Here is a 26,002-nt window from a genome sequence, read left to right as displayed (position 1 = left end):
CCCCCGCGGCGGGCCGCGCGTTCACCCGACCGACGGCGTCAACCGTTCGGGGCCGCTGGTCATCTCGCCGCGGAGTTTCTCCCGCAGTGCGATCTCCGTCGCCGACAGCGGCCCCGGTGCCGGCTTCGGGGGGACTCCCCGTACCGCCTCGCCGGGCGCGACCGGCGGCTCGTACTGCGTCGGAGCCGAGCGCAGCGTCAGCGCCGTCGCCCCGATGATCGCGACCGTGAACGCGATCGCCGCCCGCGTCCAGAACCGCGCCCGGCGTTCGCTGCCGACCCGCACGGTCGCCCCGCGCGGGGCCCGCAGCCGCTCGGCGCCGGCCACCTCGACCAGCCGCCGGTGCAGCAGCGCCGGATCCGACAGCTCCGGCAGGCGCGCGGCCAGCGCGTCCCGCGCGTGCAGCAACCGGTTCGCCGCGGCCGGCGTGCTCGCCTCCGTCTCCGCCGCCGTCTCGGGCAGACCGAGCCCCACACCGTCGTAGAGCAGCAGGGTGCGGCGGTACGACGGCGGGAGTTTCAGCAGTACGTCCATGAGCGCGCGGTCGGCGGGGGCGGCGGGCGGCGGTTCGGGGTGGCGGTAGCGGGGGCGGAACCGGTGCCAGGGGGAGAGCGCGTACTCGTACACGACGGCCCGCACCCAGCCCGCCGGGTCCCGGTCCCGGGCCACCTCGGGCCAGCGCTCCCAGGCCCGCTGGAAGGCCCGCTCCACCGACTCGCGGGCGAGTTCCCGCCGCCCGGTGAGCAGGTACGCCTGCCGGACGAGCGCCGGCGCGCAGAAGGCGTACAGCGCGTCGAAGGCCTGAGCGGGCGTCAGGCCGGACGCGGCCGGCTCCGCCTCGGGCCCGGCGACGGCGACCGCGGCATTCTGATCCGCCGTCACCCCGTCGGCCCCCGCCAGGGAGGCCAGTACCCGCGCGTACGCCTCCCGCTTGCGGCCGCGCGGCGTGGAGCGGCCGGACTCCCAGGCGCGCACCTGCCCCTTGGACGCGCCGAGCCGGTCCGCGAGCTGAGCGTGCGTCAAGGAGGCGGCCTCGCGCAGGCGTCGGCGTTCCTCGGGCGGAGGGAGCGGGCTGGCAGGGCTCTGCGTCACCGGACACCCCTTCGTACGAAAAAGAACATAAACGTATATTGAGCGACACAACGGAGCTTCGCCCGTTACGCCGGGAAAGCGCGTGTCGTTGGGACCATGGCCGTCGTGATCCCGATGACCGACCGCCGCTCCACGTTGCCGCCCCTGCTCACGCGCCTGCGCGGCCGCTCGTCCGGGCTGGCCGCGAGCCTGCTGGGCGGCGCGGTCGCCGCGGGCCTGGGCCTCGGCGCGCTGGCCGTGCTGGTGCTGATGCTGTGGATCAGCTCGCCCTACCCGGACAGCGGACCCGGCGGCGCCCTGCACATCGCGACCGCGCTCTGGCTGCTCGCGCACGGCGCCGAACTGGTCCGCACCGACACCCTCACCGGCGTCCCCGCCCCCGTCGGGGTGACCCCGCTGCTGCTGCTCGCCGCACCGGTGTGGCTGGTGCACCGGGCGGCCCGGGACGCGGTCTACGGCCACGACGGCGTGCAGCCCGTCACCGGCCGTACCGCCTTCACCGGGGTGGTCCTCGGCTACCTCGGCGTCGCCGCGGCCGCCCTGCTGTACGTGTCCTCGCGGGGCGAGCTGCGCCCGTCCTGGCACTGGCCGGGGCCCGCCCTGCTGCCGATGCTCGTCGCCGCGGCGGCCGGCGCCGGGGTGTGGACGGCGCACGGCCACCCCCGCGAGCCCCTGGACGGCGTGCTGGCGGTGCTGCCCGGCCCGGTGCGGCGGCTGCTGCTCGGCGCGGACGCGCGCGCCCGGCTGGGCGCCGCCGCGCGCGCCGCGTGCGCCGGTGCGACGGTGCTCGTCGGCGGCGGTGCGCTGCTCGTGGCGGTGTCCCTGGTGTGGCACGGCGGGGCGGCCCGCGGATCGTTCCTGCAGCTGACCGAGGGCTGGTCGGGCCGGTTCGCGGTCCTGCTGCTGTGCCTGGTGCTGGTGCCGAACGCCGCCGTGTGGGGCGCCGCCTACGCCCTCGGCCCCGGCTTCTCGCTGGCCGCCGGGCACCTCACCGGCCCGCTGGGCTCCGACCCGGCCCCCCTGCTGCCGCCGTTCCCGCTGCTCGCGGCCGTCCCGGCGGGCGGCCCCGGGACCCCGCTGCACTGGGCCACGGCCGCGGTGCCGTTCGTGGCCGGCCTGACGACGGGCTGGTTCCTGGCCGGGGCACACGGCACGTGGTCGCCGCGCCGCACCGCCGGTGCCTGCGCTCTCGCGGCCGTGCTCTGCGGCGCCCTCCTCGCCGGCCTCGCGGCGCTCGCGGGCGGCCCGCTCGGCGTGGCGGCGCTGGCCCGGTTCGGTCCTGTGGCGTGGCAGGTGGGCGCCGCGGCCGCGCTGTGGACCGTCGTCGCCGCGACACCGTTGGCGCTCGCCCTACGGGCCTGGCGGGGCCGTACCCGCAGAAGGAAGCCCGCAGGCCAGAAGCCCGGAACGCAGACGCTCCCCCTGCGGAAGCCCGGAACGGAGAAGGCCGAAGCGCAGAAGACCGGAGCGCAGAAGACCGCGCAGAAGACCGACGCGCAGAAGACCGGCGCGCAGAAGACCGGCACCAAGGACGCCCCCGCCGCGTCGGCCCTGAGGCCGAGGATCGGCGGACAGCGCTCGGAACCGGCTTCGGACGCCGACGCCGAACCCCGCAAGCGCCGTGGCCTGCTGCCCTGGCGGCGGAGGTCCGCCGCATCGGACACGAGGAGCCAGCCCGGCCCGAAGCAGGAGCAGGTCCCCGGCGCGCAGACCCCGAGGCCCGCGTCCCGCCCCTTCGCCGCCTACGACCGCGAGGACCCCGCCGACGACCCGTACACGGCGTACGGCCTGGACAACGCGCCTCCGCCCAACGGCTCCGCCGTCCCCGCACCGACGAACACCCCGCCCAAGCGCCCCGTCACGGAACCGCGCACCGCTCCCCGCACCGAACCGACCAAAAGCACGGCCACGGGCACCGAACGGGCCACCCCGGCCCAACCCGAGCCGCAGCCGCAGCCGCAGCCGGAGCCGCAGCCCGCGTCCGGGCCGAGCCCGGAGCCACCGCCCGGACCCCCCGCCGACCCGCCGGCCTCGTCACCGGCCCAGCCGCCGACCCGGCCACCGACCGAGCGACCGACTGAGACAGGGGCCGAACCACCGGCAGAACCACCCGCGACCCCGTAGGGCCACCGGCGCCCGCACCCCCGTGAGACCGCCTGAGACCGCCCGCTCCTCAGCTGTCGCCGAGGAAGGTCCGCAGCTCCGACGGCAGCAGCTGCTTGCAGGACTGCTTCGCCTCGTTCGTCAGCGCGTCGTTGGTGCACGTGTAGTAGTCCCGGTACAGGAACTGCGACGCGAAGCCCGCGACGACCAGCAGCAGGGCGAGGGACGCCGTCACGAGACCGGTCACCGCGGCCGTGACCGGCGGGCGGCCGGTGCCGGTGGCGCCGCCGGTGCCGCGGGTGCCGGCCGCACCGGCGCCGGAGCCGGCATCGCCGCCGCCCCGCTCCGCGTCACCCGACGTCGCGCGGCCGCGCAGGCCGCTGATGCCCCAGTACAGGGCGAGCGCGCCGAGCAGCAGCGCCACATAGGGCCAGCCGAACAGCACGAAGAAGAAGGCCCACATCCCGCACAACAGGGAGTACCGGGCGCGGCGCTGCACCGGGTCGGAGGGGTCCCAGCGCATCGCGGGGCCGCCCCCGCCGCCGTTCTGCCCCTCGGGCCCGCCGCCCGGACGCTCGCCGAAGCCGCCATGGGAACCCTCGGGCTGCCGGTCGCTCCACCGGCCCCACGGCGAGCCACCCGGGCCGCCGCCCTGACCGCCACGCCCGCCGTGACCGCTGCCCTGGCCGTCCGCGCCCGTCCCGCGGTCGCCGCCCGCCGGATGCCGGGGCTGCCACGGGCGGTCCGGGGTGCCCTCGGGCGGCGGCGCGAACGGGTTGTCGTCCTCGCGGTCCTTTCCGCCGCGCCCCTCGCCGGGGGCGTCGGGTGCCTCGGGCGGCGAAGCCGGCCGCTCCCGCAGCAGCACGGCGCCACGCTCCCCTCCCTGGCCCGGGTGCGGCGGGAACATGAGGAGTCGCAGACTGCGGTCCGGCATCAAAAGAGCGTCTTCCCCTAGGTGACTACGGCTGTCCGACGGACGTCCCACATGCGCCCCGGCACCTGCTCCACAGGGGCTCCCACATGGGCTTCCACCCCGGAAACGCACCGCGCGTCCACCGCGTTCCCGAGGAGCTTCAGCGCAGACGCTACCTCCCGGCCACGCCCCCGTCCCGTGGGGGCCGCCCGGTGTGCCGGTATCGTTGCTGACGGTCGGCCGCTTCGTAGACTTCCCCGTATCCCGGGGCGCGAAGCATTCGTACGAAGAGACAAGTGCGAGTGGACGGGCCGGCCGCGCACCGATCGCTCCCCCGAGAAAGGGCCCCACCGTGGCCGCCAATCCCGTGGCCAAGCGCCTCGTCGTGCTGGTCTCCGGCTCCGGCACCAACCTCCAGGCGCTGCTGGACGAGATCGCCGCCGTGGGGGCCGATGCGTACGGTGCCGAGGTGGTGGCCGTCGGCGCCGACCGCGACGGCATCGAGGGGCTCGCCCGGGCCGAGCGGGCCGGACTGCCGACGTTCACCGTGCGGGTCAAGGACCACGCCACGCGTGAGGAGTGGGACGCCGCGCTCGCCGAGGCCGTAGCCGCCCATGAGCCCGACCTCGTCGTCTCCGCCGGTTTCATGAAGATCGTGGGCAAGGAGTTCCTGGCCCGTTTCGGCGGGCGGTTCGTCAACACCCACCCCGCCCTTCTCCCCAGTTTTCCCGGCGCCCACGGCGTCCGCGACGCGCTCGCGTACGGCGCCAAGGTCACCGGCTGCACCGTCCACTTCGTCGACGACGGCGTCGACACCGGCCCGATCATCGCGCAGGGCGTGGTGGAGGTCCGGGACGAGGACGACGAGAGCGCGCTGCACGAGCGCATCAAGGAAGTCGAGCGAAGGCTGCTCGTCGAGGTCGTGGGGCGGCTCGCCCGCCACGGCTATCGCATTGAGGGACGAAAGGTAGTTATCCAGTGACCGCCGAGAGCAACAAGCGGCCGATTCGCCGGGCGCTCGTCAGCGTCTACGACAAGACCGGCCTGGAGGACCTGGCCCGCGGGCTGCACGAGGCCGGTGTCGAGCTGGTCTCCACCGGCTCCACGGCCGGCCGGATCGCCGCCGCCGGCGTCCCGGTCACCAAGGTCGAGGAGCTGACCGGGTTCCCCGAGTGCCTGGACGGCCGGGTCAAGACCCTGCACCCCAAGGTGCACGCCGGCATCCTCGCCGACCTGCGCCTGGACAGCCACCGCGAGCAGCTCGCCGAGCTGGGCGTGGAGCCCTTCGACCTCGTCGTCGTCAACCTCTACCCGTTCCGCGAGACCGTCGCCTCCGGCGCCACGCCGGACGAGTGCGTCGAGCAGATCGACATCGGCGGCCCCTCCATGGTCCGCGCCGCCGCCAAGAACCACCCGTCCGTGGCCGTGGTCACCAGCCCCGAGCGGTACGCCGACGTCCTCGCGGCCGTCAAGGACGGCGGCTTCGACCTCGCCGCCCGCAAGCGCCTGGCCGCGGAGGCCTTCCGGCACACGGCGGAGTACGACATCGCCGTCTCCTCCTGGTTCGCCTCCTCCTACGCCCCCGCCGACGACTCGCAGTTCCCCGACTTCGTCGCCTCCTCGCTGGAGCGCGCGCACACCCTGCGCTACGGCGAGAACCCGCACCAGCCCGCCGCCCTGTACGTCTCCGGCGAGGGCGGTCTCGCGGCGGCCGAGCAGCTGCACGGCAAGGAGATGTCGTACAACAACTACACGGACACGGACGCCGCCCGCCGTGCCGCGTACGACCACGCCGAGCCCTGCGTCGCGATCATCAAGCACGCCAACCCCTGCGGCATCGCGATCGGCGCGGACGTCGCCGAGGCGCACCGCAAGGCGCACGCCTGCGACCCGGTCTCCGCGTACGGCGGTGTCATCGCCGTGAACCGTCCGGTCAGCAAGGAGATGGCCGAGCAGGTCGCGGAGATCTTCACCGAGGTCATCGTGGCCCCGGACTACGAGGAGGGCGCGCTGGAGGCCCTCACCAAGAAGAAGAACATCCGCGTGCTGCGCTGCCCCGAGGGCCCGGCCCACCCGGTCGAGGTCAAGCCGATCGACGGCGGCGCCCTGCTCCAGGTCGCCGACCGCCTCCAGGCCGAGGGCGACGACCCGGCCAACTGGACCCTGGCGTCCGGCGAGGCGCTCTCCGCCGAGGACCTCCAGCAGCTCGCGTTCGCCTGGAAGGCGTGCCGCGCGGTGAAGTCCAACGCGATCCTGCTCGCCAAGGACGGCGCCTCGGTCGGCGTCGGCATGGGCCAGGTCAACCGTGTCGACTCCTGCAAGCTCGCCGTGGAGCGGGCCGGTGAGGAGCGGGCCCGCGGCTCCTTCGCGGCTTCCGACGCGTTCTTCCCGTTCCCGGACGGTCCGCAGATCCTCATCGACGCCGGGGTCAAGGCCATCGTCCAGCCCGGCGGCTCGATCCGCGACGAGCAGGTCGTGGAGGCGGCGAAGAAGGCCGGCGTGACCATGTACTTCACGGGCACGCGCCACTTCTTCCACTGAGCCCGACGCGCTGACCGCGCCGACCCCGCTCGGCAACGGCCCCGGCGACTCCCGCCGGGGCCGTTGCCCGTTAGGCTCCCCCGGCGCCCGTCGGGGCGCGCCGACCACAGGGGGGAACCATGGGCGACCGACTCGCCGTGCCCGAAAGAGCGCAAGCGGCACCGCCGGACGAGGAACCGGAGATGAACTGGGGAGCGCAGGTGCTGCTGGCGCTGGCGCTGTGCGGGGCCCTGGCGGGGGGCCTGTGGTACCTGGGGCGCGGCTCCGGCGGCGAGCAGGCGGCGGACCGTCCGGCGAGCTGCTCCCCGTCCGGGAAGAAGAAGGCACTGAAGGGGCCCGCCCAGGCCGGGCACGTCACCGGTGACCAGCTGTGCCGGGCCCTCAACCGCGCCGACCTGCCCACGCTGCTCGGCACACCGGCCGAGCACGCGCAGACCGCCTACGGCAACGACAGCTCGGTGAAGCCGGCCGGCGGCACCGAGATCGACACCCCCGGGGCGACCGTCGACCTGACCACGTACTCGGTGCAACTCTCCGCCTCCTACGACCGTATGACGGTCGATCAGTTCGCGCGGCTGGAGGGGCCGCGGGCCGAGCGGAAGACCGTCGCCGGTCACCGGGCCGTGCTGTACTCCGACCAGACCTTCAAGATCGGCTTCCAGCTGGGCGGCGGCAAGACCACCACCGCCCCCGGAGGCATCGCCCGCACCCTCGTCGTCGCCCCGGACGCCGAGGACGGCGGCGGCTCCTACGAGGTCGCCGTCTGGCGCCAGGACGGCGGGCTGCCCGACGACGCCGCCCTGCTGCGGGTCGCGGAGCGGGTGCTGCCCGCGCTGCCCGGCTGGAACCCCGTCTGACGGCACGACGGAGGCCTCCGGCCCTCCCCCGAGGGGACCGGAGGCCGTCCGCCGCCGTGGGGTCAGCAGGGGCGCAGCGACCAGATCGGGTCCCAGGTGGCGGTGCCCGCCTCGTAGGCCGTCGAGGTCCAGCGGACGCTGCCGTCCTGGTTGAAGAACCGGGCGACCGTGCCCGGGGTCTGGTTGTTGGTGAACGGGCCGTCACCGGTCCAGTTGGTGACGTTCCAGGTCTGGCACTTGTAGAAGTCGAACTTGGTGCCCCTGACCACCATGCACAGGTGGCCGTAGTCGCAGGCCAGGTCCTTGAGGGCGGCCCCGCCCCGCGGCGCGGCGGTGACGGTGAGGCCGTCGTAGCGGACCTGGTCGGCGGTGACCTTCAGCGGCTCGGGGTGCCCGGTGAGGATCTGGTCGGCGGTCTGCCGGAGCGAGGTGACCCGGGTGCCGCCGGGGTCGGCGGCGGTGGCGGCGGCCGTGCCGCCGGCGACGAGTGCGGTGGCCGCGAGCAGCAGCACGGCCGGCTTGACGATGTTCACGTGCGTTCCCCCTGAGTGACGAGCGGTGCCGGTCGCTCCGCCGGTGGCGGAGTGGTCCCACCGTCGCAGCGGCCGCCGCCGGCCGGTACCTCGGACCTCTCAGGGTGACCGCTCGGCGGGTGGCGTGTACTCCTTGAGGTAGTGCGCGACACGGTCGGCGTAGGCGCGGTTCTTCGAGGGCACGCCGCCCGCCGCGTTCACCTTCTTGTACGACGTCCGGTAGGCGGCGGCGAGCAGCACCCGCCGGTCGCCGTGCAGGCCGGTGGCGTCGAGCAGCGGTTCCAGATAGCAGAGGTAGCGGCCCATGGCGGGGATCGACTGGGCGGGGGAGAAGGGTGGCCTGGGGGTCGCCGTGGCGGGCACGCCGTCGGGGCGGATCCACCAGCGCAGCAGGCTCGGCGTCCAGCGGGCGATGCCGTACTCGCCCTCCCGCCCGGCCGAAGGATCGGACAGATCGGGGTCGAAGTCGCTCTCCGCCTTCAGCATCGCGGCGATCAGCGCGGGGGTGACCTCCGGCTGGACGCAGTCGTGCGCGGCGTCGACGATGAGGCGCCGGTAGGCGACGGGCACCCCCTTGTCCGTGGCGAGTTCGGCGGCGCCGTACGTGGCGGGCGTGACCGCGGCCGGGCCCTTGCCGTCGCCGGAACCGCCCGCCCGGTCGCTGATGCCGTACCCGAGCGCGGCGGCGGCCAGCGTGGCCGCGACCGCCGCGGTGACCGTCGTACGGCGGGAGCGGCGGAAGCGGCCGGAGCGGCGGTACGGCCGCCGCAGCCGGGGGAGTGGGCCGGGCCGCCCTCCCGTGCCGGCGGCAGCCTGGACGCGGCGCAGCAGCTCCTCGCCGCCGACGCGCTCGGCGTGCGTGCGGGCCAGGCAGTCCCGCACGATGTCCCGCCAGACGTCGGGCAGTTCGGGTGCCAGACGTAACGCGTCCGTGCCGCGGGCGTAGGCGACGGCGGCGTCGCGGCGCGCGGTCGGGGTGCCGCCGGGCAGCGGGAAGGAGTCGGTGAGGACGAGGTGGGCGAGGACGCCGAAGGCCCAGACGTCGGCGGACGGGCGGATGCGGCGGCCGCGTTCGCCGATCTCCGTCCACAGCAGCTCGGGCGGGGTGTAGTCGGGGGTGGAGAAGGCCGGTGTGTAGGCGTGGGTGCCTTCCAGTTCGGCGGCCATGTTGAAGTCGGCGAGGCGGACCGTGCCGTCCTTCATCAGCAGCACGTTGGCCGGTTTCAGGTCGCCGTGCACCCAGCCCGCGGTGTGCAGCTGGTGCAGTCCCTCGCAGATCTGCGCGAGCAGCACGGGCCCGGCCGCAGGGCGCGGGGAGGCGGCGAGCAGCGCGGACAGGGAGCCCTCGGCCTTCTCCAGCACCAGCACGGTCGCCCCGTCCAGCTCCGGCCGGCCCGGGTCGTCGACGACGAGCGTCTCGTACAGGCGGATCAGCCGCGGGTGGCGCAGCCTGCGGTGCAGCGCGACCTCGCGGTCGACGAGGTCCCGCAGATGGGACAGACGGCGCGGGGTACTGGTGCCGGTCGGCAGGAACTTCAGCGCCGCGGTGCGCGGCAGTCCGGGGTCCGCCGCCGGGCGGTGACGGGCCGGAGCCGCCGCTGAGCCGGAGCGGACCGGGGCCGCCGCGTCCGGAGCCGTCCTCGTGCCCGGATCCGTCCCCACCCCCGGATCCGATGCCGGATCAGCCGTGCACGGACCTGCTGCCGGATGCGCCGGGTCCGGATCTGCTGCCGGATCAGCCGTGCCCGGATCGGCTGCCGGATCCGCCGCGTCCGGATCCGTCGTCCCGTCCGCTTCCGCCGCCGGGCGGGGCGGGGCCGGGTCCTGCGGGGCGCCGGTGCGCCGGGCCTCGTAGACGCTGCCGAAGGCGCCCGTGGCGAGCGGCGCCCGGACCTCCCACACCCCGACCCGGTACCCCGTCGGCACCGGTACGGCGAACGCCTCGCCGTTCTCCCTCACCGGGGTGATCCGCTGGGCGCGCCCGCGGCGAGGACGACGAGGTCGTCCTCACGGACCAGGTCGAAGCGCAGCGCCAGCGAGACCAGGGACTCCTTCTTGCCGTTCAGCCGGGGCCCGGTGTCGGCGGTGTCCGGGCCGGGCTTGAGGCGCAGCTTCACCGCGAGGTAGTCGATGTTCCACTGCACGCTGGTGCGGGAGGCCGCCGGCCAGGCGGGGCGCAGCCGCTCCACCACCTGGTCGACGGTGGGCAGCGGGGCGTGCGGGGCGCCGCGCAGCCGCGGCTCGCACAGCGCGGCCAGGACCGCGAAGTAGCGTTTGGTGCGGTCCAGGGAGAAGGCGGGCGCGGTGGTGTCGCCGTCGCCGTCGCCGTCGGGATGGAGATAGTCGTGGCGCGGCGCCCACACCTGCAGCGGCAGCAGGTCGCCGGCCGCGGGCAGCACGATCCGCGCGAACTCGAACGGGATCGGCGCGTCCAGCCGGCCCGGCCCGACCTTCACGTGCTCGCCGGCGCCCTCCGGGTTCTCCACGACGTACGTCTGGTCCCGGCTGAGGTTGCTCAGTATCCAGAAGGCGCCCTGCGCGGCGATCTCACCGGCTCTGCGCGAGACCCCCTCGTGCGGGATGCGCAGGCGGTTGACGGAGGCGGATCTGCCGAAGGTCAGCCGCTCGCCGGGGGCGAGGCGGATCTGCCGGGTGGTGCTTCGCTCGTCCTCCGTGGTCGGCGGAGGTACCACGATGATGCTGTACAAGGTGCGTCTCCCCGTGCCTGACAGCTCGGCTGCCAGAGTAGGGCGAACGCACCAGGGCCGTGTCCCCCTCGAACGGGTGAGACACGGCCCTGGGACGGGATTGGCGCGAACGTGACGGCGCGCGGCGCGTACGGCGGACGCGTCAGTTCTGGACGACCATCGTGGAGGCGGCCTTGTCGTGCCAGCCCTGCTGGCGGCCGGACTTGTCCCAGAACGGGGACAGGTAGACCAGCAGCTGACCGATACCGCAGGCGACGCTGCCGACGACCGGGATGATCCAGCGGATGAACGACTTGCCGAGGCCCGGCTTCTGGCCGTCCTCCACCTTCACGACACGGATGCCGACGGCCAGCTTGCCGAGGGTCGCGCCGAGCAGACCGGTCAGCAGCCACTCGTAGACCAGACCGATGACGGCGAGGACGCCGATGGCCGCGAAGACCCCGGAGGCCATGTTCGAGCTGGCGTTGTTGAGGCAGGTCTCGTAGTCGGCCGCCGACGGGTCGCAGTCCTTGGCCTGGTTCATGAAGCTGGCGACACCGGCCGCCGCGAGGATGCCGTACACCACACCGAAGACCACGGCGTCGATCACGCGGGCGCCGAAGCGGCGGCCCATGGAGGCGAGGCGCGGAGCGGCCGGCCCGCCGGGGTAGCCCGCCGGCCCGCCCGGGTAGCCGGGCTGCTGCGGGTAGCCGTAGCCCTGCTGCGGCGGGACGCCCTGCGGCGCCTGGGGGTAGCCGTAACCGGGCTGCTGCTGCGGGTGGCCGTAGCCGGGCTGGGGGTTCTGCGGCTGACCGTACGGGTTGTTGGGCGAGCCGAAACTCATGGCTGGTTTCCTCCGTTGCGCAAAGCGGGGACGACGCGGACGCCGCGGAGGAACGTCAGATCTTGAGCGGTTTTCCCCCCGAACCGGACCGCGATGGTGCGTGGCTCATCGTCGTGGGACAGACGAGAACTTGTCCAGCCGAACGCCGCAGGTGTTGTGCAAGTGCAACATCATCGATCAAGGTCGGACACCGGCCGGCGGCGGCGTCCGCACCCGGATTGGAACCGGGGGCCGGTCATCCGGGAGGATGGGGGCATGACCGCCCAGATTCTCGATGGCAAGGCCACCGCAGCCGCGATCAAGTCCGATCTGACCGCCCGCGTGGCGGCCCTGAAGGAGAAGGGCGTCACGCCCGGTCTCGGCACCGTCCTCGTCGGGGACGACCCCGGCTCCCGCAAGTACGTCGCCGGCAAGCACCGCGACTGCGCGGAGGTCGGTATCGCCTCCATCCAGCGCGAACTGCCCGCCACCGCCTCGCAGGAGGAGATCGAGGCGGTCGTGCGCGAGCTCAACGACGACCCCACCTGCACCGGTTACATCGTGCAGCTCCCGCTGCCCAAGGGCATCGACGAGAACCGCATCCTGGAGCTGATGGACCCGGCCAAGGACGCCGACGGCCTGCACCCGATGAACCTCGGCCGTCTCGTGCTGAACGAGCCGGCCCCGCTGCCCTGCACGCCCAACGGCATCCTCACCCTGCTGCGCCGCTACGGCGTCGAACTGAAGGGTGCCGAGGTCGTGGTCGTCGGCCGCGGTGTCACCATCGGCCGGCCGATGCCGCTGCTGCTGACCCGGCGCAGCGAGAACGCCACCGTGACCCAGTGCCACACCGGCACCCGCGACCTGTCCGCCCACCTCAAGCGGGCCGACATCGTGATCGCCGCGGCCGGCTCCGCGCACCTGATCCGGCCCGAGGACGTCAAGCCGGGCGCGGCCGTCCTCGACGTCGGTGTCTCCCGCAACGCCGAGGGCAGGATCGTCGGCGACGTCCACCCCGGCGTGGCCGAGGTGGCCGGCTGGATCTCCCCGAACCCCGGCGGGGTCGGCCCGATGACCCGCGCGCAGCTGCTCGTCAACGTGGTCGAGGCGGCGGAGCGCAGTGTCGGCTGAGGACGGGGACGACCTCCAGGTACGGGACGCGGTCAGCGCACCGGACGCCGAGGGGCGCCCGCGGCGGGTGACGCGCCGCTTCCCGCTGTTCACGCGGGACACCGCGCGGCCCGAGGGCGGCGGCCGGGCCGCGGGCGGCGACGCCCCGGCGCCGGCCCGGCAGTGGCCGATGCTGGCGGTGCTCGGCGTGGTCGCGCTGGGTCTGCTGGTCACGGCGCTGGACGCGTTCCGCGTCGGCACGCTGCTGATCGGTGCCGCGCTGCTCGGCGGGGCGGTGCTGCGCTGGATCCTGCCGAGCGTCGGCATGCTCGCGGTCCGCTCCCGCTTCACGGACATCGCCACGTACGGCGCGCTGGGCCTGGCCATCGTGCTCCTCGCCCTGATGGCCCAGCCCCGCCCCTGGCTGGAGATCCCGTTTTTGAAGGACACCCTCCACTTCACGGTGAGCAACTGACCCACCGGGTCATGGCGCCCACGGGGCCTCCGCGTCCACTGGGCCTACGCGCCCGCCGGTCCCGCGCCGACCCGCCGAAGGCTCCGGCGGCCCATCCTCTCCCCCGAGTAAGGACGGGCCGCCGTCGGGATCAACGTTTTCGCACCGGGCACGGGCTGTTCAACGGCTGTCGGCGCGCTGTGCCACGGAAGTGACCATTCCGCTACGGTGTCCTGGACCTGCCACATCCGCGGAACCGATTCCGCGTCAGGTGTCGTCACCCGATCCGAGCGGGTAAGGACGACGACCCTGTGCGCGGAGGTGGGCGATGGGCGGCTGGCGGCCGCTGCCGGACGGGCTGCCGCCGGAGGTGCGGAACTTCGTGGCGCAGCTCAGGGACCTCAAGGACGGCACCGGGCTCAGCCTGGCCGCCCTGGGCGCCCGCACCGCCTACAGCAAGTCCTCCTGGCAGCGTTACCTCAACGCCGTACAGCCGCCGCCGCGGCAGGCCGTGACCGCGCTGTGCCGGGTCGCCGGGCTGTCCGAGCAGGACGCGGAACGGATCGCGGTACGGCACGAGGTGGCCGTCGAGGCCTGGCCGCGCCCCGAGCCGGCCGCCCCCGAGGAGGACGCCGAGCCGTACACCGACGACCCGACCGTCCCGTGGTGGGAACGGCCGGAGGAGCCCCCGCCGCCCCGGACCGGCGGGCGGCTGCTGCTCGTCGCCGTCCTGCTGCTGTGCGCCCTGCTGCTCACCGTCGTCGTAGGCGTTCTCCTCGCCGTGTGAGCGTGAGCGGCGGGGCAGCCGTACACCTCTGAGGCGCACGAGGTCACGCCCGTGTCCGCGTTGTGTCGATGTAGGGACAAGTTCAGGAACAGCCACCGGAGGGGCCGCGGCGCGGGGCTAACGTGGCCGCTCGGGACGCCCCGGGAGCGCCGGGCCGTCCCGGGCCGTTCCGGGCCGTCCCGCCGGACGGTGCGTGACAGGGCGTGCGACGGTGCACGCCCCGCGACCCGCACGCTCCCGTGCGCCCCCGCCCGGGGAACTGAGATCCTTGGCGGGCGCATCCCTGTGGGTAGCCAGAACGGGGCCCACGGGCCGCGACGCGCGGGGGAACGACCAAGCACGACTACGGGGGGAAGAGGGGGAGGCAATGCCTCGCTGGAAAGCGTTGCCGGACGAACTGGATCCGCAGATCAAGGAGTTCACCGAGCAACTGCGGCGACTGGTGGACCGCAGCGGCCTGAGCATCGCCGCGCTGGCCGACCGCACCGGCTACAGCAAGACGTCCTGGGAGCGTTACCTGGGCGGCCGGCTGCTCGCCCCCAAGGGCGCGATCGTCGCGCTGGCCGAGGTCACCGGGACGCATCCGGTGCACCTGACCACCCTGTGGGAGCTCGCCGAACGCGCCTGGAGCCGTTCGGAGATGCGCCACGACATGACCATGGAGGCCATCCGCATCTCGCAGGCGCGCGCCGCGCTCGGCGACCTCGCCGGCGCCGAGGGCGGCGACGGCGGCGGCCGGGCGGGCCGCAAGGGCGGCAGCGCCACGGCCACCCCGGTCGCCGGCCCGTCGGGGGTGTCCCCGACGGTGCCGCCGGGCGCCGGACCCGCCTCCTCCTCGGTGCCGCCGGGCGCCGGACCCGCCCCCTCCTCCTCGGTGCCGCCGCAGCCCAGCGCCTCCGACGCCGACGTCCGCGACCGCGAGTCCCGCAACTCCTGGGGCGTGGCCGGTTACCGCGGACCGTCCCCCGCGAGCGGCCGCCCCGGCGCCGGCACGCCCGCCGCGCCCCTGACCGACCGGGGCGCGGGACGGCCGCCGGTCGCGTCGCCCCAGGGTCCGCCGCCGCCCGCGAGCGGTGCCGGGAAGCGCCGGCTGACGATGTTCCTCGCGGGGCTGGTCGGCGTGCTCGTCGTGACGGCGGCGGTCTTCTTCTTCACCGAGCGCGGCGACGGCACGAAGAACGAGGGCGGCAAGGCCTCCCCCTCGCCGACCGCGACCGCCCCGGCGAACCTCCCGCCCGGCGTCAAGTGCAGCGGCGCGAGCTGCACCGGCAAGGACGCCGAGGCCATGGGGTGCAGCGGCAACCTGGTGACCACCGCCCGGACCGTCACCGTCGGGACCACCGTCGTCGAGGTCCGCTACAGCAAGACCTGCGGCGCGGCCTGGGGCCGGATCACCGGCGCGACGCAGGGCGACTCCGTCCGGATCAGCGCCGGCGCGGCACAGCAGAACGGGTCGATCACGGCGACCGGGGACACCATCGCGTACACCCCGATGGTGGCCGTCAAGAACGCCGCCGAGGCCACAGCCTGCGCGACCCTCACCTCCGGCCGCACGGGCTGCACGCGGTAGGGCGTGCAGAGGTCCGGGAGGGCGTGAAGGAAGGGGGGAAATCGGCGTGGGCGCGCATGGCTTCGGCTGCGGTGGGCACGCGAACGGTATCCCCCCACGGGAGTCCGGCAACGGTACCCCCGCCAGGCGGCCGCAGGTCCCTCCTCTCCCGGGCCCGCGGCCGCCCCCTTGTCTCGGCATGCATTTGTCCTCGGATGTGCCACTCTGTGGGGTGGGCCACAGGGCCCCGGCCGTCCGGGATGCCGGATGCGCGATAGCCTGACCGCTGGATCTCTCTTGACGCCAAGAGATCGATCATCCACCCGGGGCAGGGACGCCCCACCGCCAGCTGTCATACGGAGAACGCCATGACCCGCACTCCCGTGAACGTCACCGTCACCGGCGCGGCCGGCCAGATCGGTTACGCCCTGCTCTTCCGCATCGCCTCCGGCCAGCTGCTCGGCGCGGACGTGCCGGTCAAGCTCCGTCTGCTGGAGATCACCCCGGCGCTGAAGGCCGCCGAGGGCACCGCCATGGAGCTGGACGACTGCGCGTTCCCGCTGCTGCAGGGCATCGACATCACCGACGACCCGAACGTCGCGTTCGACGGCACCAACGTCGCCCTGCTGGTCGGCGCCCGCCCCCGCACCAAGGGCATGGAGCGCGGCGACCTGCTCGAGGCCAACGGCGGCATCTTCAAGCCGCAGGGCAAGGCCATCAACGACCACGCCGCGGACGACGTCAAGGTCCTCGTCGTCGGCAACCCGGCCAACACCAACGCCCTCATCGCCCAGGCCGCCGCGCCGGACGTACCGGCCGAGCGCTTCACCGCGATGACCCGGCTGGACCACAACCGCGCGCTGACCCAGCTCGCGAAGAAGACCGGCTCCACGGTCGCCGACATCAAGCGCCTGACCATCTGGGGCAACCACTCCGCCACCCAGTACCCGGACATCTTCCACGCCACGGTCGCCGGCAAGAACGCCGCCGAGGTCGTCAACGACGAGAAGTGGCTGGCCGAGGACTTCATCCCGACCGTCGCCAAGCGCGGCGCCGCGATCATCGAGGCCCGTGGCGCCTCGTCGGCCGCCTCCGCCGCCAACGCCGCCATCGACCACGTCTACTCCTGGGTCAACGGCACCGCCGAGGGCGACTGGGTCTCCATGGGCATCCCGTCGGACGGCTCCTACGGCGTCCCCGAGGGCCTGATCTCCTCCTTCCCGGTCACCTGCAAGGACGGCAAGTACGAGATCGTCCAGGGCCTGGAGATCAACGAGTTCTCCCGCGCCCGCATCGACGCCTCCGTCCAGGAGCTGGTGGAGGAGCGCGAGGCGGTCCGTGGTCTCGGCCTGATCTGAGCCCTGCGCGCCCGAGTGGATCTTCGGCGGCCGGTGCGCTACAGTTGATCACACACCGGCCGCCGGAACTTCCGGCGCCAGGCTGTGCGTTGGTGGTCCAAGGAAAGACGCCCCGCTTCCTGCGGGGAGATGCAGGTGCAAGGCCTGCCCGGCGCTCCGTAACACGAGGCCCGTCCCGCATGACGCGGGGCGGGCCTCGTCGTGTGCTCAGCCCTGGTCCGCCAGCCGTTTCTCGAACCAGTGCCCGGCGTAGACGTGCTCCGAGTACGCCGGGATCTCCCGGTAGCCGCATCCCCGGTACATCGCCTGCGCCTCGGTGAGCACGGAGTGCGTGTCGAGGCGTACGACGGTGAGGCCGCGCCGCAGCGCCTCGTTCTCCAGGGCGTGCAGCAGCCGGCGGGCGAGTCCCAGGCGGCGGGCGTCCGGATGCACCCACACGTGCTTGACCTCCGCAACGCCCGGCTCCAGGCGGCGCAGCGCCCCGCAGCCGACGGGCCGCCCCTCTTCGTAGGCCACGAAGAACGCGCCCGCGTCCCCGGACACCTCCTCGGGCGTGACCAGGTCCGAGGCGTCGAAGCCCTCCGGGAAGCGGGCGTCGAGGTCGGCGGCGTAGGCGGCCAGGCACGCCCGGGCGTCCGGGGAGGCGCCGTCGACGTGCTCCACGGTGAGCGCGGCCAGCCGCAGCAGGCGGTGCGCGGTGCCGAGGGCCTCGGTGAGCCGGTCGCGCTGCTCGGCCGTCAGTCCGTCCAGCAGACCGGTCGCCAGGGCGTCGGCGCGGCGGTTCTGCTCCTTGATCTCCACGCGGCCGGCCGCGGTCAGCTCGACCGTGCGCACCCGGCTGTCGTCCGGGTGGGCGCGCAGCCGCACCAGTCCCTGGGCCTGGAGTGCCTTGACCATCCGGCTGAGATAGCCGGCGTCCAGACCGAGCCGCGCCCGCAGCTCCCGCAGCGGGACACCGGTCCCCGCCTCGCCGATCTCGAACAGCAGGCGGGCCTGCCCGAGCGGGCGGTCCTGTCCGAGGTAGTGGTCGTCCAGGGCCCCGATCCGCCGGGTGTAGGCCCGGTTGAACCGGCGCAGGGCCGAGACGTGCTGGGGGGACACCGGATGCATGTCTTTGACTCTAGTCAAAGAACCGTCGGATGTCCCGGGCTGATCAGAGATCGTTCCTGTCCGGTATGCGCCTCTTTATCCCCGATTTCCGTGACGCAGCGCACTTTCGGCCCCGGATTCCGCATGGCGTTCAGGGGTACGGGCATGCGCTCACGGTCCCCGTGGGGGACGCGGTTGTGACCCACGGGCACCGAACAGGAACGGAAGGCAAGTACCGATCATGGCGGACCACATACAGCAGAACGCGGGGCGGACCCATTACGTGGGAGGGGAGTGGCAAGGCTCCGTCTCCGGAGCCACGCGCGAGATCCTCGACCCCGCGGACGGCCGGCCGTTCGCCGTGGTCAGCGAGGGCGACGAGAAGGACGCCGACCTCGCCGTCGCCGCCGCCCACGAGGCCTTCGCCGGCGGACAGGGCGCCTGGCCGCGCACCCCGGTCGCCGAGCGCGCCGCCGTGCTGCGCCGCGTCGCCGACCTGCTGGTGCGCGACCGCGAGGCGATCGGCCTGCTGGAGAGCCGGGACGCCGGCAAGACCGTCGAGGAGGGCCGGGTCGACGTCGACTGCGTCGCCGACGCCTTCCGCTACTTCGCCGACCTGGCCGCCGCCGAGGCGCCCGGCCGGGTCGTCGACGCGGGCACCCCCGACGTGCACAGCGTCGTCGTGCACGAGCCGGTCGGCGTGTGCGCGCTGATCACCCCCTGGAACTACCCGCTGCTCCAGGCCAGTTGGAAGATCGCGCCCGCCCTCGCGGCCGGCAACACCTTCGTGATCAAGCCCAGCGAGATCACCCCGATGACCACGATCGCCCTCATGGACCTGCTCGGGGAGGCGGGGCTTCCGGCCGGTGTCGCCAACCTCGTCACCGGCCCCGGCCACACCGTCGGCGCCCGCCTCGCCGAGCACCCCGACGTCGACCTGGTCTCCTTCACCGGTGGCCTGGCCAGCGGCACCAAGGTCGCCCAGGCCGCCGCACCCGGCGTGAAGAAGGTCGCCCTCGAACTCGGCGGCAAGAACCCCAACGTCGTCTTCGCCGACGCCTGCGCCACCGACGACGGCTTCGACACCGCCGTCGACCAGGCCCTGAACGCCGCCTTCATCCACAGCGGCCAGGTCTGCTCGGCCGGCGCCCGGCTCATCGTCGAGGAGTCCGTCCGGGAACGCTTCGTCGCCGAACTCGCCCGCCGCGCCCAGAAGATCCGCCTCGGCCGCGGCACCGCCGACGGCGTCGAGTGCGGCCCCCTCGTCTCCGAGCAGCACCGCGCCAAGGTCGAGGCCTACGTCGCCTCCGCCCTTCAGGAGGGCGCCGTGCTGCGCTGCGGCGGCAAGCGCCCCGAACCCTCCGACGTACGCCCGGAGTCGGGCTGGTTCTACGAGCCGACCGTCCTCGACGCCTGCCACCGCGAGATGCGCGTCGTGCGCGAGGAGGTCTTCGGCCCGGTCCTCACCGTCGAGACCTTCCGCACCGAGGACGAGGCGGTCGCCCTGGCCAACGACACCGAGTACGGCCTGGCCGGCGCCGTGTGGAGCGGCGACACCGCCCGCGCCCGCCGGGTCGCGGCCCGACTGCGCCACGGCACCGTGTGGATCAACGACTTCCACCCCTACCTGCCCCAGGCGGAATGGGGCGGCTTCGGCAAGAGCGGCGTGGGCCGCGAACTCGGCCCCGCCGGACTCGCCGAGTACCGCGAGACCAAGCACGTCTACGAGAACCTCGCCCCGCGGCCCGTGCGCTGGTTCGCCGGCTGAGCCCTCCCCAGACCTCCCCCCTCACCAGAGTCACCCTGGAGTAGTCCCCCCATGCCCGAGAACACCCCCCGCGAACACGTCTACGACCATGTCGTCATCGGCGGCGGCACCGCCGGGTCCGTCATCGCCTCCCGGCTGACGGAGAACCCCGACACCACCGTCGCCGTCATCGAGGGCGGCCCCAGCGACGTCGGCCGCGACGACGTCCTCACCCTGCGCCGCTGGATGGGCCTGCTCGGCGGCGAACTCGACTACGACTACCCGACGGTGGAGCAGCCCCGCGGCAACTCCCACATCCGGCACAGCCGCGCCCGCGTGCTCGGCGGCTGCTCCTCGCACAACACCCTGATCTCCTTCAAGCCGCTGCCCTCCGACTGGGACGAGTGGGAGGCGGCCGGCGCCAAGGGCTGGGGCGCGGTGCCCATGGAGGCGTACTACGCGCGGCTGCTGAACAACATCGTCTCCGTCGACGAGAAGGACCGCAACGCCATCGCCCGCGACTTCGTCGACGCCGCACAGTCGGCGCTCGGGGTACCCCGCGTCGAGGGCTTCAACCGCAAGCCGTTCACCGAGGGCGCCGGCTTCTTCGACCTCGCCTACCACCCGGAGACCAACAAGCGCTCCTCGGCGTCGGTGGCGTACCTCCACCCCGTGATGGACTCCCGGCCCAACCTGACGATCCTGCTGGAGACCTGGGCGTACAGGCTGCGGATCACCGACGGCCGGGTCGAGGGCGTGCACGTGCGCACCAAGGACGGCGAGGAGCTGCTGATCCGGGCCCGCGGCGAGGTCGTGCTGTGCGCGGGCGCCGTGGACTCCCCGCGGCTGCTGCTGCACTCCGGCATCGGCCCCCGCAAGGACCTCGAGGCGCTCGGCATCCCCGTCGTCCAGGACCTGCCGGGTGTCGGCGAGAACCTGCTCGACCACCCCGAGTCGGTCATCGTCTGGGAGACGAACGGGCCCATCCCGGAGAACTCGGCGATGGACTCCGACGCCGGCCTGTTCGTCCGCCGCGACCCGCGAAGCCCCGGCCCCGACCTGATGTTCCACTTCTACCAGATCCCCTTCACCGACAACCCGGAGCGACTGGGCTACGAGCGGCCCGAGTTCGGGGTGTCGATGACCCCGAACATCCCCAAGCCGAGGTCGCGCGGCCGGCTGTACCTGAAGAGCGCCGACCCGGCACAGAAGCCCGCCCTGGACTTCCGCTACTTCACCGACGAGGACGACTACGACGCCCGCACCCTCGTCGACGGCATCCGCATCGCCCGCGAGATCGCCGCGACCGAGCCGCTGGCCGGCTGGCTCAAGCGCGAGGTGTGCCCCGGCCCGGACATCACCTCCGACGAGGAGCTGAGCGAGTACGCGCGCAAGGTCGCGCACACCGTCTACCACCCGGCCGGCACCTGCAAGATGGGCGCCGCCGACGACGAACTCGCCGTCGTAGACCCGGAACTGAGACTGCGCGGCCTGGACGGCATCCGTATCGCCGACGCGTCCGTCTTCCCGACCATGACGGCCGTCAACCCGATGATCGGGGTGCTCATGGTCGGGGAGAAGGCCGCCGACCTGATCGGGGGTGAGGTGCGATGACCATGACCGTCCCCACCCGCAAGCCGCCCACCACCGCCTCCGACGCGCCCGTCTTCTCCGTCGACGGCCTGTGGAAGGTCTTCGGCCCCAAGGCCGACCGGATCCCCGGCGACCCCGAACTGACCGCGCTCGACGCCGCCGAACTGCGCCGGCGCACCGGCTGCACGGCCGCCGTTCGGGACGTCTCCTTCGACGTGCGCAAGGGCGAGGTCTTCGTCGTCATGGGCCTGTCCGGCTCCGGCAAGTCCACCCTCGTGCGCTGCCTGACCCGGCTCATCGAGCCGACCGCCGGGACCATCGCCATCGACGGCGAGGACGTCCGCGCCATGGACCGCTCCCGGCTGCGCGCCCTGCGCCGGCACCGCGCCGCGATGGTCTTCCAGCACTTCGGCCTGCTCCCGCACCGCACGGTCCTCGACAACGTGGCGTACGGCCTGGAGATCCAGGGTCTCGGCCGGTCGGAGCGGCGCGAGCGGGCCGCCGAGGTCGTCGCCAAGGTCGGCCTGGAGGGCATGGAGCACCGCCGCCCCGGCCAGCTCTCCGGCGGCCAGCGCCAGCGGGTCGGGCTCGCCCGGGCCCTCGCCGTCGACCCCGAGGTGCTGCTGTTCGACGAGCCGTTCAGCGCCCTGGACCCGCTGATCCGGCGGGACATGCAGGAGGAGGTCGTCCGGCTGCACCGCGAGGAGGGCCGCACGATGGTCTTCATCACGCACGACCTGAGCGAGGCCCTCAAGCTCGGCGACCGCATCGCCCTGATGCGCGACGGCCGCGTGGTCCAGCTGGGCACGCCCGAGGAGATCGTCGCCAGCCCGGCCGACGACTATGTGCGCGAGTTCGTCCGTGACGTCCCGCGCGAACAGGTCGTGACCGTCCGCAAGGCCATGCGGCCCGCGTCCGCCGAGGAGACCGGCAGCGGCCCGGCGGTCCGCCCCGACGCCACGGTGTCCGAGGCCATCGAGGCCGTGGCCCGCGCGGGCGAACCGGCCCGCGTCGTCGACCAGGGCCGCTGCCTGGGAGTCGTCGACGCGGACACCCTCCTGGGAGTGGTCGCCGGTACGGCTGAGACCCTTCCCGACGTAGCAGCGGGCCCGGCGGTCACCGAGGCGGAGGGCGCCTGATGGCCACGCTCACCGCAACGCGCCCCCGCACGACCCCGGCGCTGCTCAAACACCCGGCGACCCGCAAGCTCGCCGCCCTCGCCCTGATCGCCGCCGTCCTCGTCCCCCTGGCGGTGAGCCACTGGCCCGGCACCGCCTGGCCCGGCGCCCTCACCGTCGACCTCACCCAGCCGCTCACCAAGGTCAGCGACTGGATCATCGACCACCGCGACAGCCACCCCCTGTTCCTCTACTTCTTCGGCTACGTCTCCGACGCGGTCGTCGTCTCCGTACGCGCCGTCTACCTGCTGCTCCTCGCCCTCGGCTGGGCCGGCGTCACCGCGCTCGGCACCCTCGCCGCGTGGCGGGCCGCGGGCGCCCGGCTGGCGCTCGGCACGGCGGCGGCGTTCCTCGCCTGCGGCCTGCTCGGCATGTGGGTGCCGACCATGCAGACGCTCGCCCTGATGGTCGTGGCCGTCCTCGCGTCGGTCCTGGTCGGCGCCCTGCTGGGCCTGGCCGCCGGTCTGTCGGCCCGCCTGGACCGCGTGCTGCGCCCGGTGCTGGACACCATGCAGGTGCTGCCCGCGTTCGCCTACCTGCTCCCCGTCGTCCTGGTCTTCGGCATCGGCGTCCCCGCGGCCGTCCTGGCCACCGTCGTCTACGCCGCCCCGCCCATGGCCCGGCTGACCGCGCTCGGGCTGCGCGGCGCCGACAAGGAGGTGCTGGAGGCCGTCGACTCGCTCGGCGCCACCTCCCGCCAGCGGCTGCTGACCGCGCGGATCCCGCTGGCCCGCAAGGAACTCCTGCTCGGCCTCAACCAGACGATCATGATGGCGCTGTCCATGGCCGTCATCGCGTCCGTGATCGGCGCCGGCGGCCTCGGTGACCGCGTCTACCAGGCGCTGGCCTCCGTCGACGTGGGCGCCGCCCTCGCCGCCGGCATCCCGATCGTGCTGCTCGCCGTCGTCCTGGACCGGGTGACCGGCGCGGCCGGCGCGGGCGTGCCGCACGTGCGCCGTGCGCTCGCCGCCGGCGCGCTCGCCGCCGTGGCCGTCGTCGCGCTCGCCGGGCGGCTGGCGGGCCGCCTCGACTGGCCGGAGGCGTGGACCGTGCACATCGCCGAGCCGGTCAACCGGGTCGTCGACTGGATGACCTCCCACCTGTACTCCGGCGTGCCCGTGATCGGCGGCACCGCCGAGTGGGCCGGACACTTCACCACCTGGGTGCTGGACCCGGTCCGCTCCGCACTGCTGTGGCTGCCGTGGTGGTCGGTGCTGCTGATCGTGGCCGCGCTGGCCTGGCTGATCGGCACCTGGCGCACCGCGCTCACCGCAACCCTCGCCATGGCCGCGATCGGCGTGCTCGGCGTGTGGAAGCCGTCCATGGACACCCTGTCGCAGGTGCTGGCGGCCGTCGCGGTCACCCTGGTCGTCGGCTTCGCCACCGGCATCGCGGCCGCCCGCAGCGACCGCTTCGAGCGGCTGCTGCGCCCGGTGCTGGACGTCTTCCAGACGATGCCGCAGTTCGTGTACCTGATCCCGGTCGTCGCCCTGTTCGGCGTAGGCCGCGCCCCCGCCGTCGCCGCGGCCGTCGTGTACGCGCTGCCGGCCGTCGTGCGCATCACCACGCAGGGCCTGCGCCAGGTCGACCCGGCCGCGCTGGAGTCCGCCCGCTCCCTCGGCGCCACCCCCGGCCAGCAGCTGCGCCAGGTCCAACTGCCGCTCGCCCGGCCCGCGCTGCTGCTCGCCGTCAACCAGGGCGTGGTCCTCGTCCTCGCCGTCGTCATCATCGGCGGCCTGGTCGGCAGCGGCGCCCTCGGCTACAGCGTCGTCTTCGGTCTCGCCCAGGGCGACCTCGCCACCGGACTGGTCGCCGGCCTCGCCATCGTCTGCCTCGGCCTGATGCTCGACCGGGTGACGCAGCCGACGGGCCGCCGCGCCGGGAAGGAAGCCTGACATGCGCATCCGTACGACAGCCGCCGTCGCCGCGGCGGGCTCACTGCTGCTGCTCACCGGCTGCGGCGCCGCCGACATGACCAAGCAGGCCTCGCCGTTCGCGAACGCCCGCGGCGCGAAGACGGTCACCCTGTCCGTGCAGTCCTGGGTGGGCGCGCAGGCCAACGTGGCCGTCGCCCAGTACCTGCTGGAGCACAAGTTGGGCTACCGCGTCGACACCGTCCAGGTCGACGAGGTGCCCGCCTGGGACGCGCTCAGCCAGGGCCGGGTCGACGCGATCCTGGAGGACTGGGGCCACCCCGACCAGGAGAAGCGGTACGTCGACGACAAGCACACCATCGCCCGGGCCGGCGGACTCGGCGTCACCGGTCACATCGGCTGGTTCGTGCCGACGTACCTGGCGAAGCAGCACCCGGACATCACCGACTGGCGGAACCTGAACAAGTACGCCTCGCTCTTCAAGACGGCCGAGAGCGGCGGCAAGGGCCAGCTGATGGACGGCTCCCCGTCGTACGTCACCAACGACAAGGCGCTGGTGAGCAACCTGAAGCTGGACTACCAGGTCGTCTTCGCCGGTTCCGAGGCGGCGCAGATCACCCAGATCAAGCAGTTCGCCAAGGAGAAGAAGCCCTTCCTGACCTACTGGTACGCCCCCCAGTGGCTGTTCAAGAAGGTGCCGATGACGGAGGTGAAGCTGCCGCCGTACAAGGAGGGCTGCGACGCGGACGCGGCGAAGGTCGCCTGCGCCTACCCGCACACCCCGCTGCAGAAGTACCTCAACGCCGGCTTCGCGCACCGCGGCGGCAAGGCGGCGGCCTTCCTGAAGAAGTTCCGCTGGACGACGGAGGACCAGAACGAGGTCTCCTTGATGATCGCCGAGCAGAAGCTCACGCCCGAGCAGGCGGCGAAGAAGTGGGTGGACCGCCACGCGTCCACGTGGAAGGCGTGGCTGTCCTGAGCGTCAGATCGTCCTGGCGATCTCCTCCAGCGCCCGGGTGGCCCGGCGCTGCCAGCCCGGCCCGAAGGTGATCCGGGTGGCCCCGCGCTCGCCCAGCTCGGCGGGCGTGGGGCCCTCGCCCACCCCGGCGAGCACGTTGAGCGGTCCCTCGATCCCGGCCCGCAGCAGCGGCAGCACGCCGACGGGGGCGAGGATCGGGTACACGCAGTCCGCGCCCGCCGCCCGGTACAACGCGGCCCGCTCGATGGCCCGTTCGGGGTCGCCGTCGCCGTGGACGAAGGTGTCGACACGGGCGTTGAGGAAGAGCCGCTCCCCGGCGGCGGCCCGTACCTCGGCGAGGAACTCGGCGTGCTCGTGCGGGTCCTTGAGCCGGCCCTGCGCGGAGTCCTCCAGGTTGCAGCCCACGGCGCCGGCCTCCAGCAGCCGTTCCACCAGCTCCTTCGGCGCGAGCCCGTAGCCGCCCTCGACGTCCGCGGACACCGGTACGTCCACGGCCCGCGCGATCCGGGCGACGGCCGCGAACATCTCCCCGGGCGGGGTCCGTCCGTCCGCGTACCCGAGGGAGGCGGCCACTGCGGCGCTCGGCGTGGCGAGCGCGGGGAAGCCGGCCTCGGCGAAGACCCGGGCGCTCGCCGCGTCCCACGGGCCGGGCAGCACGAGCGGGTCCCCCGGGGCGCGGCGGTGGTGCAGGGCACGGAACGTCCCGGCCTTCGTCACCATGTGCGGCGTCCCGTC

The 26,002-nt window shown here is 73.8% G+C and carries 22 protein-coding genes; 14 read left to right on the top strand and 8 right to left on the bottom strand.

Annotated elements, in window-relative coordinates; translation table 11 throughout:
- Positions 1-21: 21 nt before the first annotated feature.
- Positions 22-1,092, bottom strand: coding sequence for a helix-turn-helix domain-containing protein (locus tag ACF1AL_RS18040; protein WP_391826479.1), 1,071 nt, complete (start codon positions 1,090-1,092; stop codon positions 22-24).
- Positions 1,093-1,188: 96 nt separating this feature from the next.
- Here ACF1AL_RS18040 and ACF1AL_RS18035 point away from each other — a divergent pair, with 96 nt between their 5' ends.
- Positions 1,189-3,216 carry a DUF6350 family protein gene (locus ACF1AL_RS18035; RefSeq protein ID WP_391826477.1) on the top strand — a complete coding sequence of 676 codons (2,028 nt, stop codon included), beginning with the start codon at positions 1,189-1,191 and terminating at the stop codon, positions 3,214-3,216.
- A 49-nt stretch (positions 3,217-3,265) separates the two neighbouring features.
- On the opposite strand, the gene ACF1AL_RS18030 is transcribed toward ACF1AL_RS18035, so the two are convergent.
- Complete coding sequence (locus ACF1AL_RS18030) at positions 3,266-4,129, bottom strand: hypothetical protein (protein WP_391826475.1); 864 nt, start codon at positions 4,127-4,129, stop codon at positions 3,266-3,268.
- Positions 4,130-4,460: 331 nt separating this feature from the next.
- Here ACF1AL_RS18030 and purN point away from each other — a divergent pair, with 331 nt between their 5' ends.
- The 3 genes from purN to ACF1AL_RS18015 all read left to right on the top strand — a co-directional run bounded on the left by purN (position 4,461) and on the right by ACF1AL_RS18015 (position 7,506).
- Positions 4,461-5,090, top strand: coding sequence for a phosphoribosylglycinamide formyltransferase (gene purN, locus ACF1AL_RS18025; protein ID WP_366837945.1), 630 nt, complete (start codon positions 4,461-4,463; stop codon positions 5,088-5,090).
- Positions 5,087-6,649 (top strand): bifunctional phosphoribosylaminoimidazolecarboxamide formyltransferase/IMP cyclohydrolase, encoded by a 1,563-nt coding sequence (gene purH / locus ACF1AL_RS18020; protein WP_391703946.1) that lies wholly within the window; start codon positions 5,087-5,089, stop codon positions 6,647-6,649. Before purN ends, purH begins: the two co-directional genes overlap by 4 nt.
- A gap of 119 nt (positions 6,650-6,768) precedes the next feature.
- On the top strand, positions 6,769-7,506 hold the full coding sequence (locus ACF1AL_RS18015) for a DUF6215 domain-containing protein (RefSeq protein WP_391826473.1): 738 nt from the start codon (positions 6,769-6,771) through the stop codon (positions 7,504-7,506).
- Between the two features lie 62 nt (positions 7,507-7,568).
- On the opposite strand, the gene ACF1AL_RS18010 is transcribed toward ACF1AL_RS18015, so the two are convergent.
- The 4 genes from ACF1AL_RS18010 to ACF1AL_RS17995 all read right to left on the bottom strand — a co-directional run bounded on the left by ACF1AL_RS18010 (position 7,569) and on the right by ACF1AL_RS17995 (position 11,570).
- Positions 7,569-8,039, bottom strand: a complete 471-nt coding sequence (locus tag ACF1AL_RS18010) for a hypothetical protein (RefSeq protein ID WP_391826471.1) — start codon at positions 8,037-8,039, stop codon at positions 7,569-7,571.
- 99 nt (positions 8,040-8,138) lie between these two features.
- Positions 8,139-9,998, bottom strand: coding sequence for a protein kinase (locus ACF1AL_RS18005; RefSeq protein WP_391826469.1), 1,860 nt, complete (start codon positions 9,996-9,998; stop codon positions 8,139-8,141).
- Entirely contained in the window at positions 9,995-10,747 is a 753-nt protein-coding gene (locus tag ACF1AL_RS18000) for an FHA domain-containing protein (RefSeq protein ID WP_391826467.1), read from the bottom strand. Before ACF1AL_RS18000 ends, ACF1AL_RS18005 begins: the two co-directional genes overlap by 4 nt.
- 142 nt (positions 10,748-10,889) lie before the next feature.
- On the bottom strand, positions 10,890-11,570 hold the full coding sequence (locus ACF1AL_RS17995) for an RDD family protein (protein WP_384204815.1): 681 nt from the start codon (positions 11,568-11,570) through the stop codon (positions 10,890-10,892).
- A 255-nt stretch (positions 11,571-11,825) separates the two neighbouring features.
- Here ACF1AL_RS17995 and ACF1AL_RS17990 point away from each other — a divergent pair, with 255 nt between their 5' ends.
- The 5 genes from ACF1AL_RS17990 to ACF1AL_RS17970 all read left to right on the top strand — a co-directional run bounded on the left by ACF1AL_RS17990 (position 11,826) and on the right by ACF1AL_RS17970 (position 16,807).
- Positions 11,826-12,680, top strand: coding sequence for a bifunctional methylenetetrahydrofolate dehydrogenase/methenyltetrahydrofolate cyclohydrolase (locus ACF1AL_RS17990; protein WP_366837953.1), 855 nt, complete (start codon positions 11,826-11,828; stop codon positions 12,678-12,680).
- The gene (locus ACF1AL_RS17985) at positions 12,670-13,134 is read left to right on the top strand and encodes a DUF3017 domain-containing protein (RefSeq protein WP_366837954.1); all 465 of its coding nucleotides are present in this window, start codon (positions 12,670-12,672) and stop codon (positions 13,132-13,134) included. Before ACF1AL_RS17990 ends, ACF1AL_RS17985 begins: the two co-directional genes overlap by 11 nt.
- A gap of 307 nt (positions 13,135-13,441) precedes the next feature.
- Positions 13,442-13,900: a helix-turn-helix transcriptional regulator gene (locus tag ACF1AL_RS17980; protein ID WP_366837955.1), complete on the top strand. Its 459-nt coding sequence runs from the start codon at positions 13,442-13,444 to the stop codon at positions 13,898-13,900.
- Between the two features lie 367 nt (positions 13,901-14,267).
- On the top strand, positions 14,268-15,470 hold the full coding sequence (locus ACF1AL_RS17975) for a DUF2690 domain-containing protein (protein WP_391821026.1): 1,203 nt from the start codon (positions 14,268-14,270) through the stop codon (positions 15,468-15,470).
- 347 nt (positions 15,471-15,817) lie between these two features.
- Positions 15,818-16,807, top strand: coding sequence for a malate dehydrogenase (locus ACF1AL_RS17970; RefSeq protein WP_391660010.1), 990 nt, complete (start codon positions 15,818-15,820; stop codon positions 16,805-16,807).
- 207 nt (positions 16,808-17,014) lie between these two features.
- Here the strand turns inward: ACF1AL_RS17970 and ACF1AL_RS17965 are convergent, their stop codons facing one another.
- Complete coding sequence (locus ACF1AL_RS17965; protein WP_391826465.1) at positions 17,015-17,917, bottom strand: GNAT family N-acetyltransferase; 903 nt, start codon at positions 17,915-17,917, stop codon at positions 17,015-17,017.
- 220 nt (positions 17,918-18,137) lie between these two features.
- On the opposite strand from ACF1AL_RS17965, the gene ACF1AL_RS17960 reads away from it, so the two are divergent.
- Genes ACF1AL_RS17960 through ACF1AL_RS17940 form a run of 5 tightly spaced genes read left to right on the top strand, consistent with a single transcriptional unit; the run spans position 18,138 to position 25,267 of the window.
- Positions 18,138-19,664, top strand: a complete 1,527-nt coding sequence (locus ACF1AL_RS17960) for an aldehyde dehydrogenase family protein (RefSeq protein ID WP_391826463.1) — start codon at positions 18,138-18,140, stop codon at positions 19,662-19,664.
- 51 nt (positions 19,665-19,715) lie between these two features.
- Positions 19,716-21,257 (top strand): GMC family oxidoreductase, encoded by a 1,542-nt coding sequence (locus tag ACF1AL_RS17955; protein ID WP_391826461.1) that lies wholly within the window; start codon positions 19,716-19,718, stop codon positions 21,255-21,257.
- A complete protein-coding gene (locus ACF1AL_RS17950; RefSeq protein ID WP_391703917.1) occupies positions 21,254-22,375 on the top strand; it encodes a glycine betaine/L-proline ABC transporter ATP-binding protein in 1,122 nt (373 codons plus the stop codon). Before ACF1AL_RS17955 ends, ACF1AL_RS17950 begins: the two co-directional genes overlap by 4 nt.
- Positions 22,375-24,309, top strand: coding sequence for an ABC transporter permease (locus tag ACF1AL_RS17945; RefSeq protein WP_391826459.1), 1,935 nt, complete (start codon positions 22,375-22,377; stop codon positions 24,307-24,309). Before ACF1AL_RS17950 ends, ACF1AL_RS17945 begins: the two co-directional genes overlap by 1 nt.
- A 1-nt stretch (position 24,310) precedes the next feature.
- Entirely contained in the window at positions 24,311-25,267 is a 957-nt protein-coding gene (locus ACF1AL_RS17940) for an ABC transporter substrate-binding protein (RefSeq protein ID WP_391826457.1), read from the top strand.
- Between the two features lie 3 nt (positions 25,268-25,270).
- Here ACF1AL_RS17940 and ACF1AL_RS17935 read toward each other — a convergent pair whose 3' ends face one another.
- Positions 25,271-25,987 (bottom strand): isocitrate lyase/phosphoenolpyruvate mutase family protein, encoded by a 717-nt coding sequence (locus ACF1AL_RS17935; protein ID WP_391821115.1) that lies wholly within the window; start codon positions 25,985-25,987, stop codon positions 25,271-25,273.
- Between the last annotated feature and the right edge of the window lie 15 nt (positions 25,988-26,002).

Source organism: Streptomyces sp. NPDC014801 (genome assembly GCF_043082085.1).
GTDB lineage: Bacteria > Actinomycetota > Actinomycetes > Streptomycetales > Streptomycetaceae > Streptomyces.
Note: the sequence above shows the minus strand (reverse complement) of the source record. Positions and strands in the feature narration are given on the sequence as shown.

What these genes read in the sequence shown, in the direction of transcription:
- ACF1AL_RS18035 (WP_391826477.1), top strand. Translation starts at nt 1,189, where the DNA reads ATGGCCGTCGTGATCCCGATGACCGACCGCCGCTCCACGTTGCCGCCC.
- ACF1AL_RS18030 (WP_391826475.1), bottom strand. Translation starts at nt 4,129, where the DNA reads ATGCCGGACCGCAGTCTGCGACTCCTCATGTTCCCGCCGCACCCGGGC.
- ACF1AL_RS18015 (WP_391826473.1), top strand. Translation starts at nt 6,769, where the DNA reads ATGGGCGACCGACTCGCCGTGCCCGAAAGAGCGCAAGCGGCACCGCCG.
- ACF1AL_RS17995 (WP_384204815.1), bottom strand. Translation starts at nt 11,570, where the DNA reads ATGAGTTTCGGCTCGCCCAACAACCCGTACGGTCAGCCGCAGAACCCC.
- ACF1AL_RS17990 (WP_366837953.1), top strand. Translation starts at nt 11,826, where the DNA reads ATGACCGCCCAGATTCTCGATGGCAAGGCCACCGCAGCCGCGATCAAG.
- ACF1AL_RS17980 (WP_366837955.1), top strand. Translation starts at nt 13,442, where the DNA reads ATGGGCGGCTGGCGGCCGCTGCCGGACGGGCTGCCGCCGGAGGTGCGG.
- ACF1AL_RS17975 (WP_391821026.1), top strand. Translation starts at nt 14,268, where the DNA reads ATGCCTCGCTGGAAAGCGTTGCCGGACGAACTGGATCCGCAGATCAAG.
- ACF1AL_RS17970 (WP_391660010.1), top strand. Translation starts at nt 15,818, where the DNA reads ATGACCCGCACTCCCGTGAACGTCACCGTCACCGGCGCGGCCGGCCAG.
- ACF1AL_RS17965 (WP_391826465.1), bottom strand. Translation starts at nt 17,917, where the DNA reads ATGCATCCGGTGTCCCCCCAGCACGTCTCGGCCCTGCGCCGGTTCAAC.
- ACF1AL_RS17960 (WP_391826463.1), top strand. Translation starts at nt 18,138, where the DNA reads ATGGCGGACCACATACAGCAGAACGCGGGGCGGACCCATTACGTGGGA.
- ACF1AL_RS17955 (WP_391826461.1), top strand. Translation starts at nt 19,716, where the DNA reads ATGCCCGAGAACACCCCCCGCGAACACGTCTACGACCATGTCGTCATC.
- ACF1AL_RS17950 (WP_391703917.1), top strand. Translation starts at nt 21,254, where the DNA reads ATGACCATGACCGTCCCCACCCGCAAGCCGCCCACCACCGCCTCCGAC.
- ACF1AL_RS17945 (WP_391826459.1), top strand. Translation starts at nt 22,375, where the DNA reads ATGGCCACGCTCACCGCAACGCGCCCCCGCACGACCCCGGCGCTGCTC.
- ACF1AL_RS17940 (WP_391826457.1), top strand. Translation starts at nt 24,311, where the DNA reads ATGCGCATCCGTACGACAGCCGCCGTCGCCGCGGCGGGCTCACTGCTG.
- ACF1AL_RS17935 (WP_391821115.1), bottom strand. Translation starts at nt 25,987, where the DNA reads ATGGTGACGAAGGCCGGGACGTTCCGTGCCCTGCACCACCGCCGCGCC.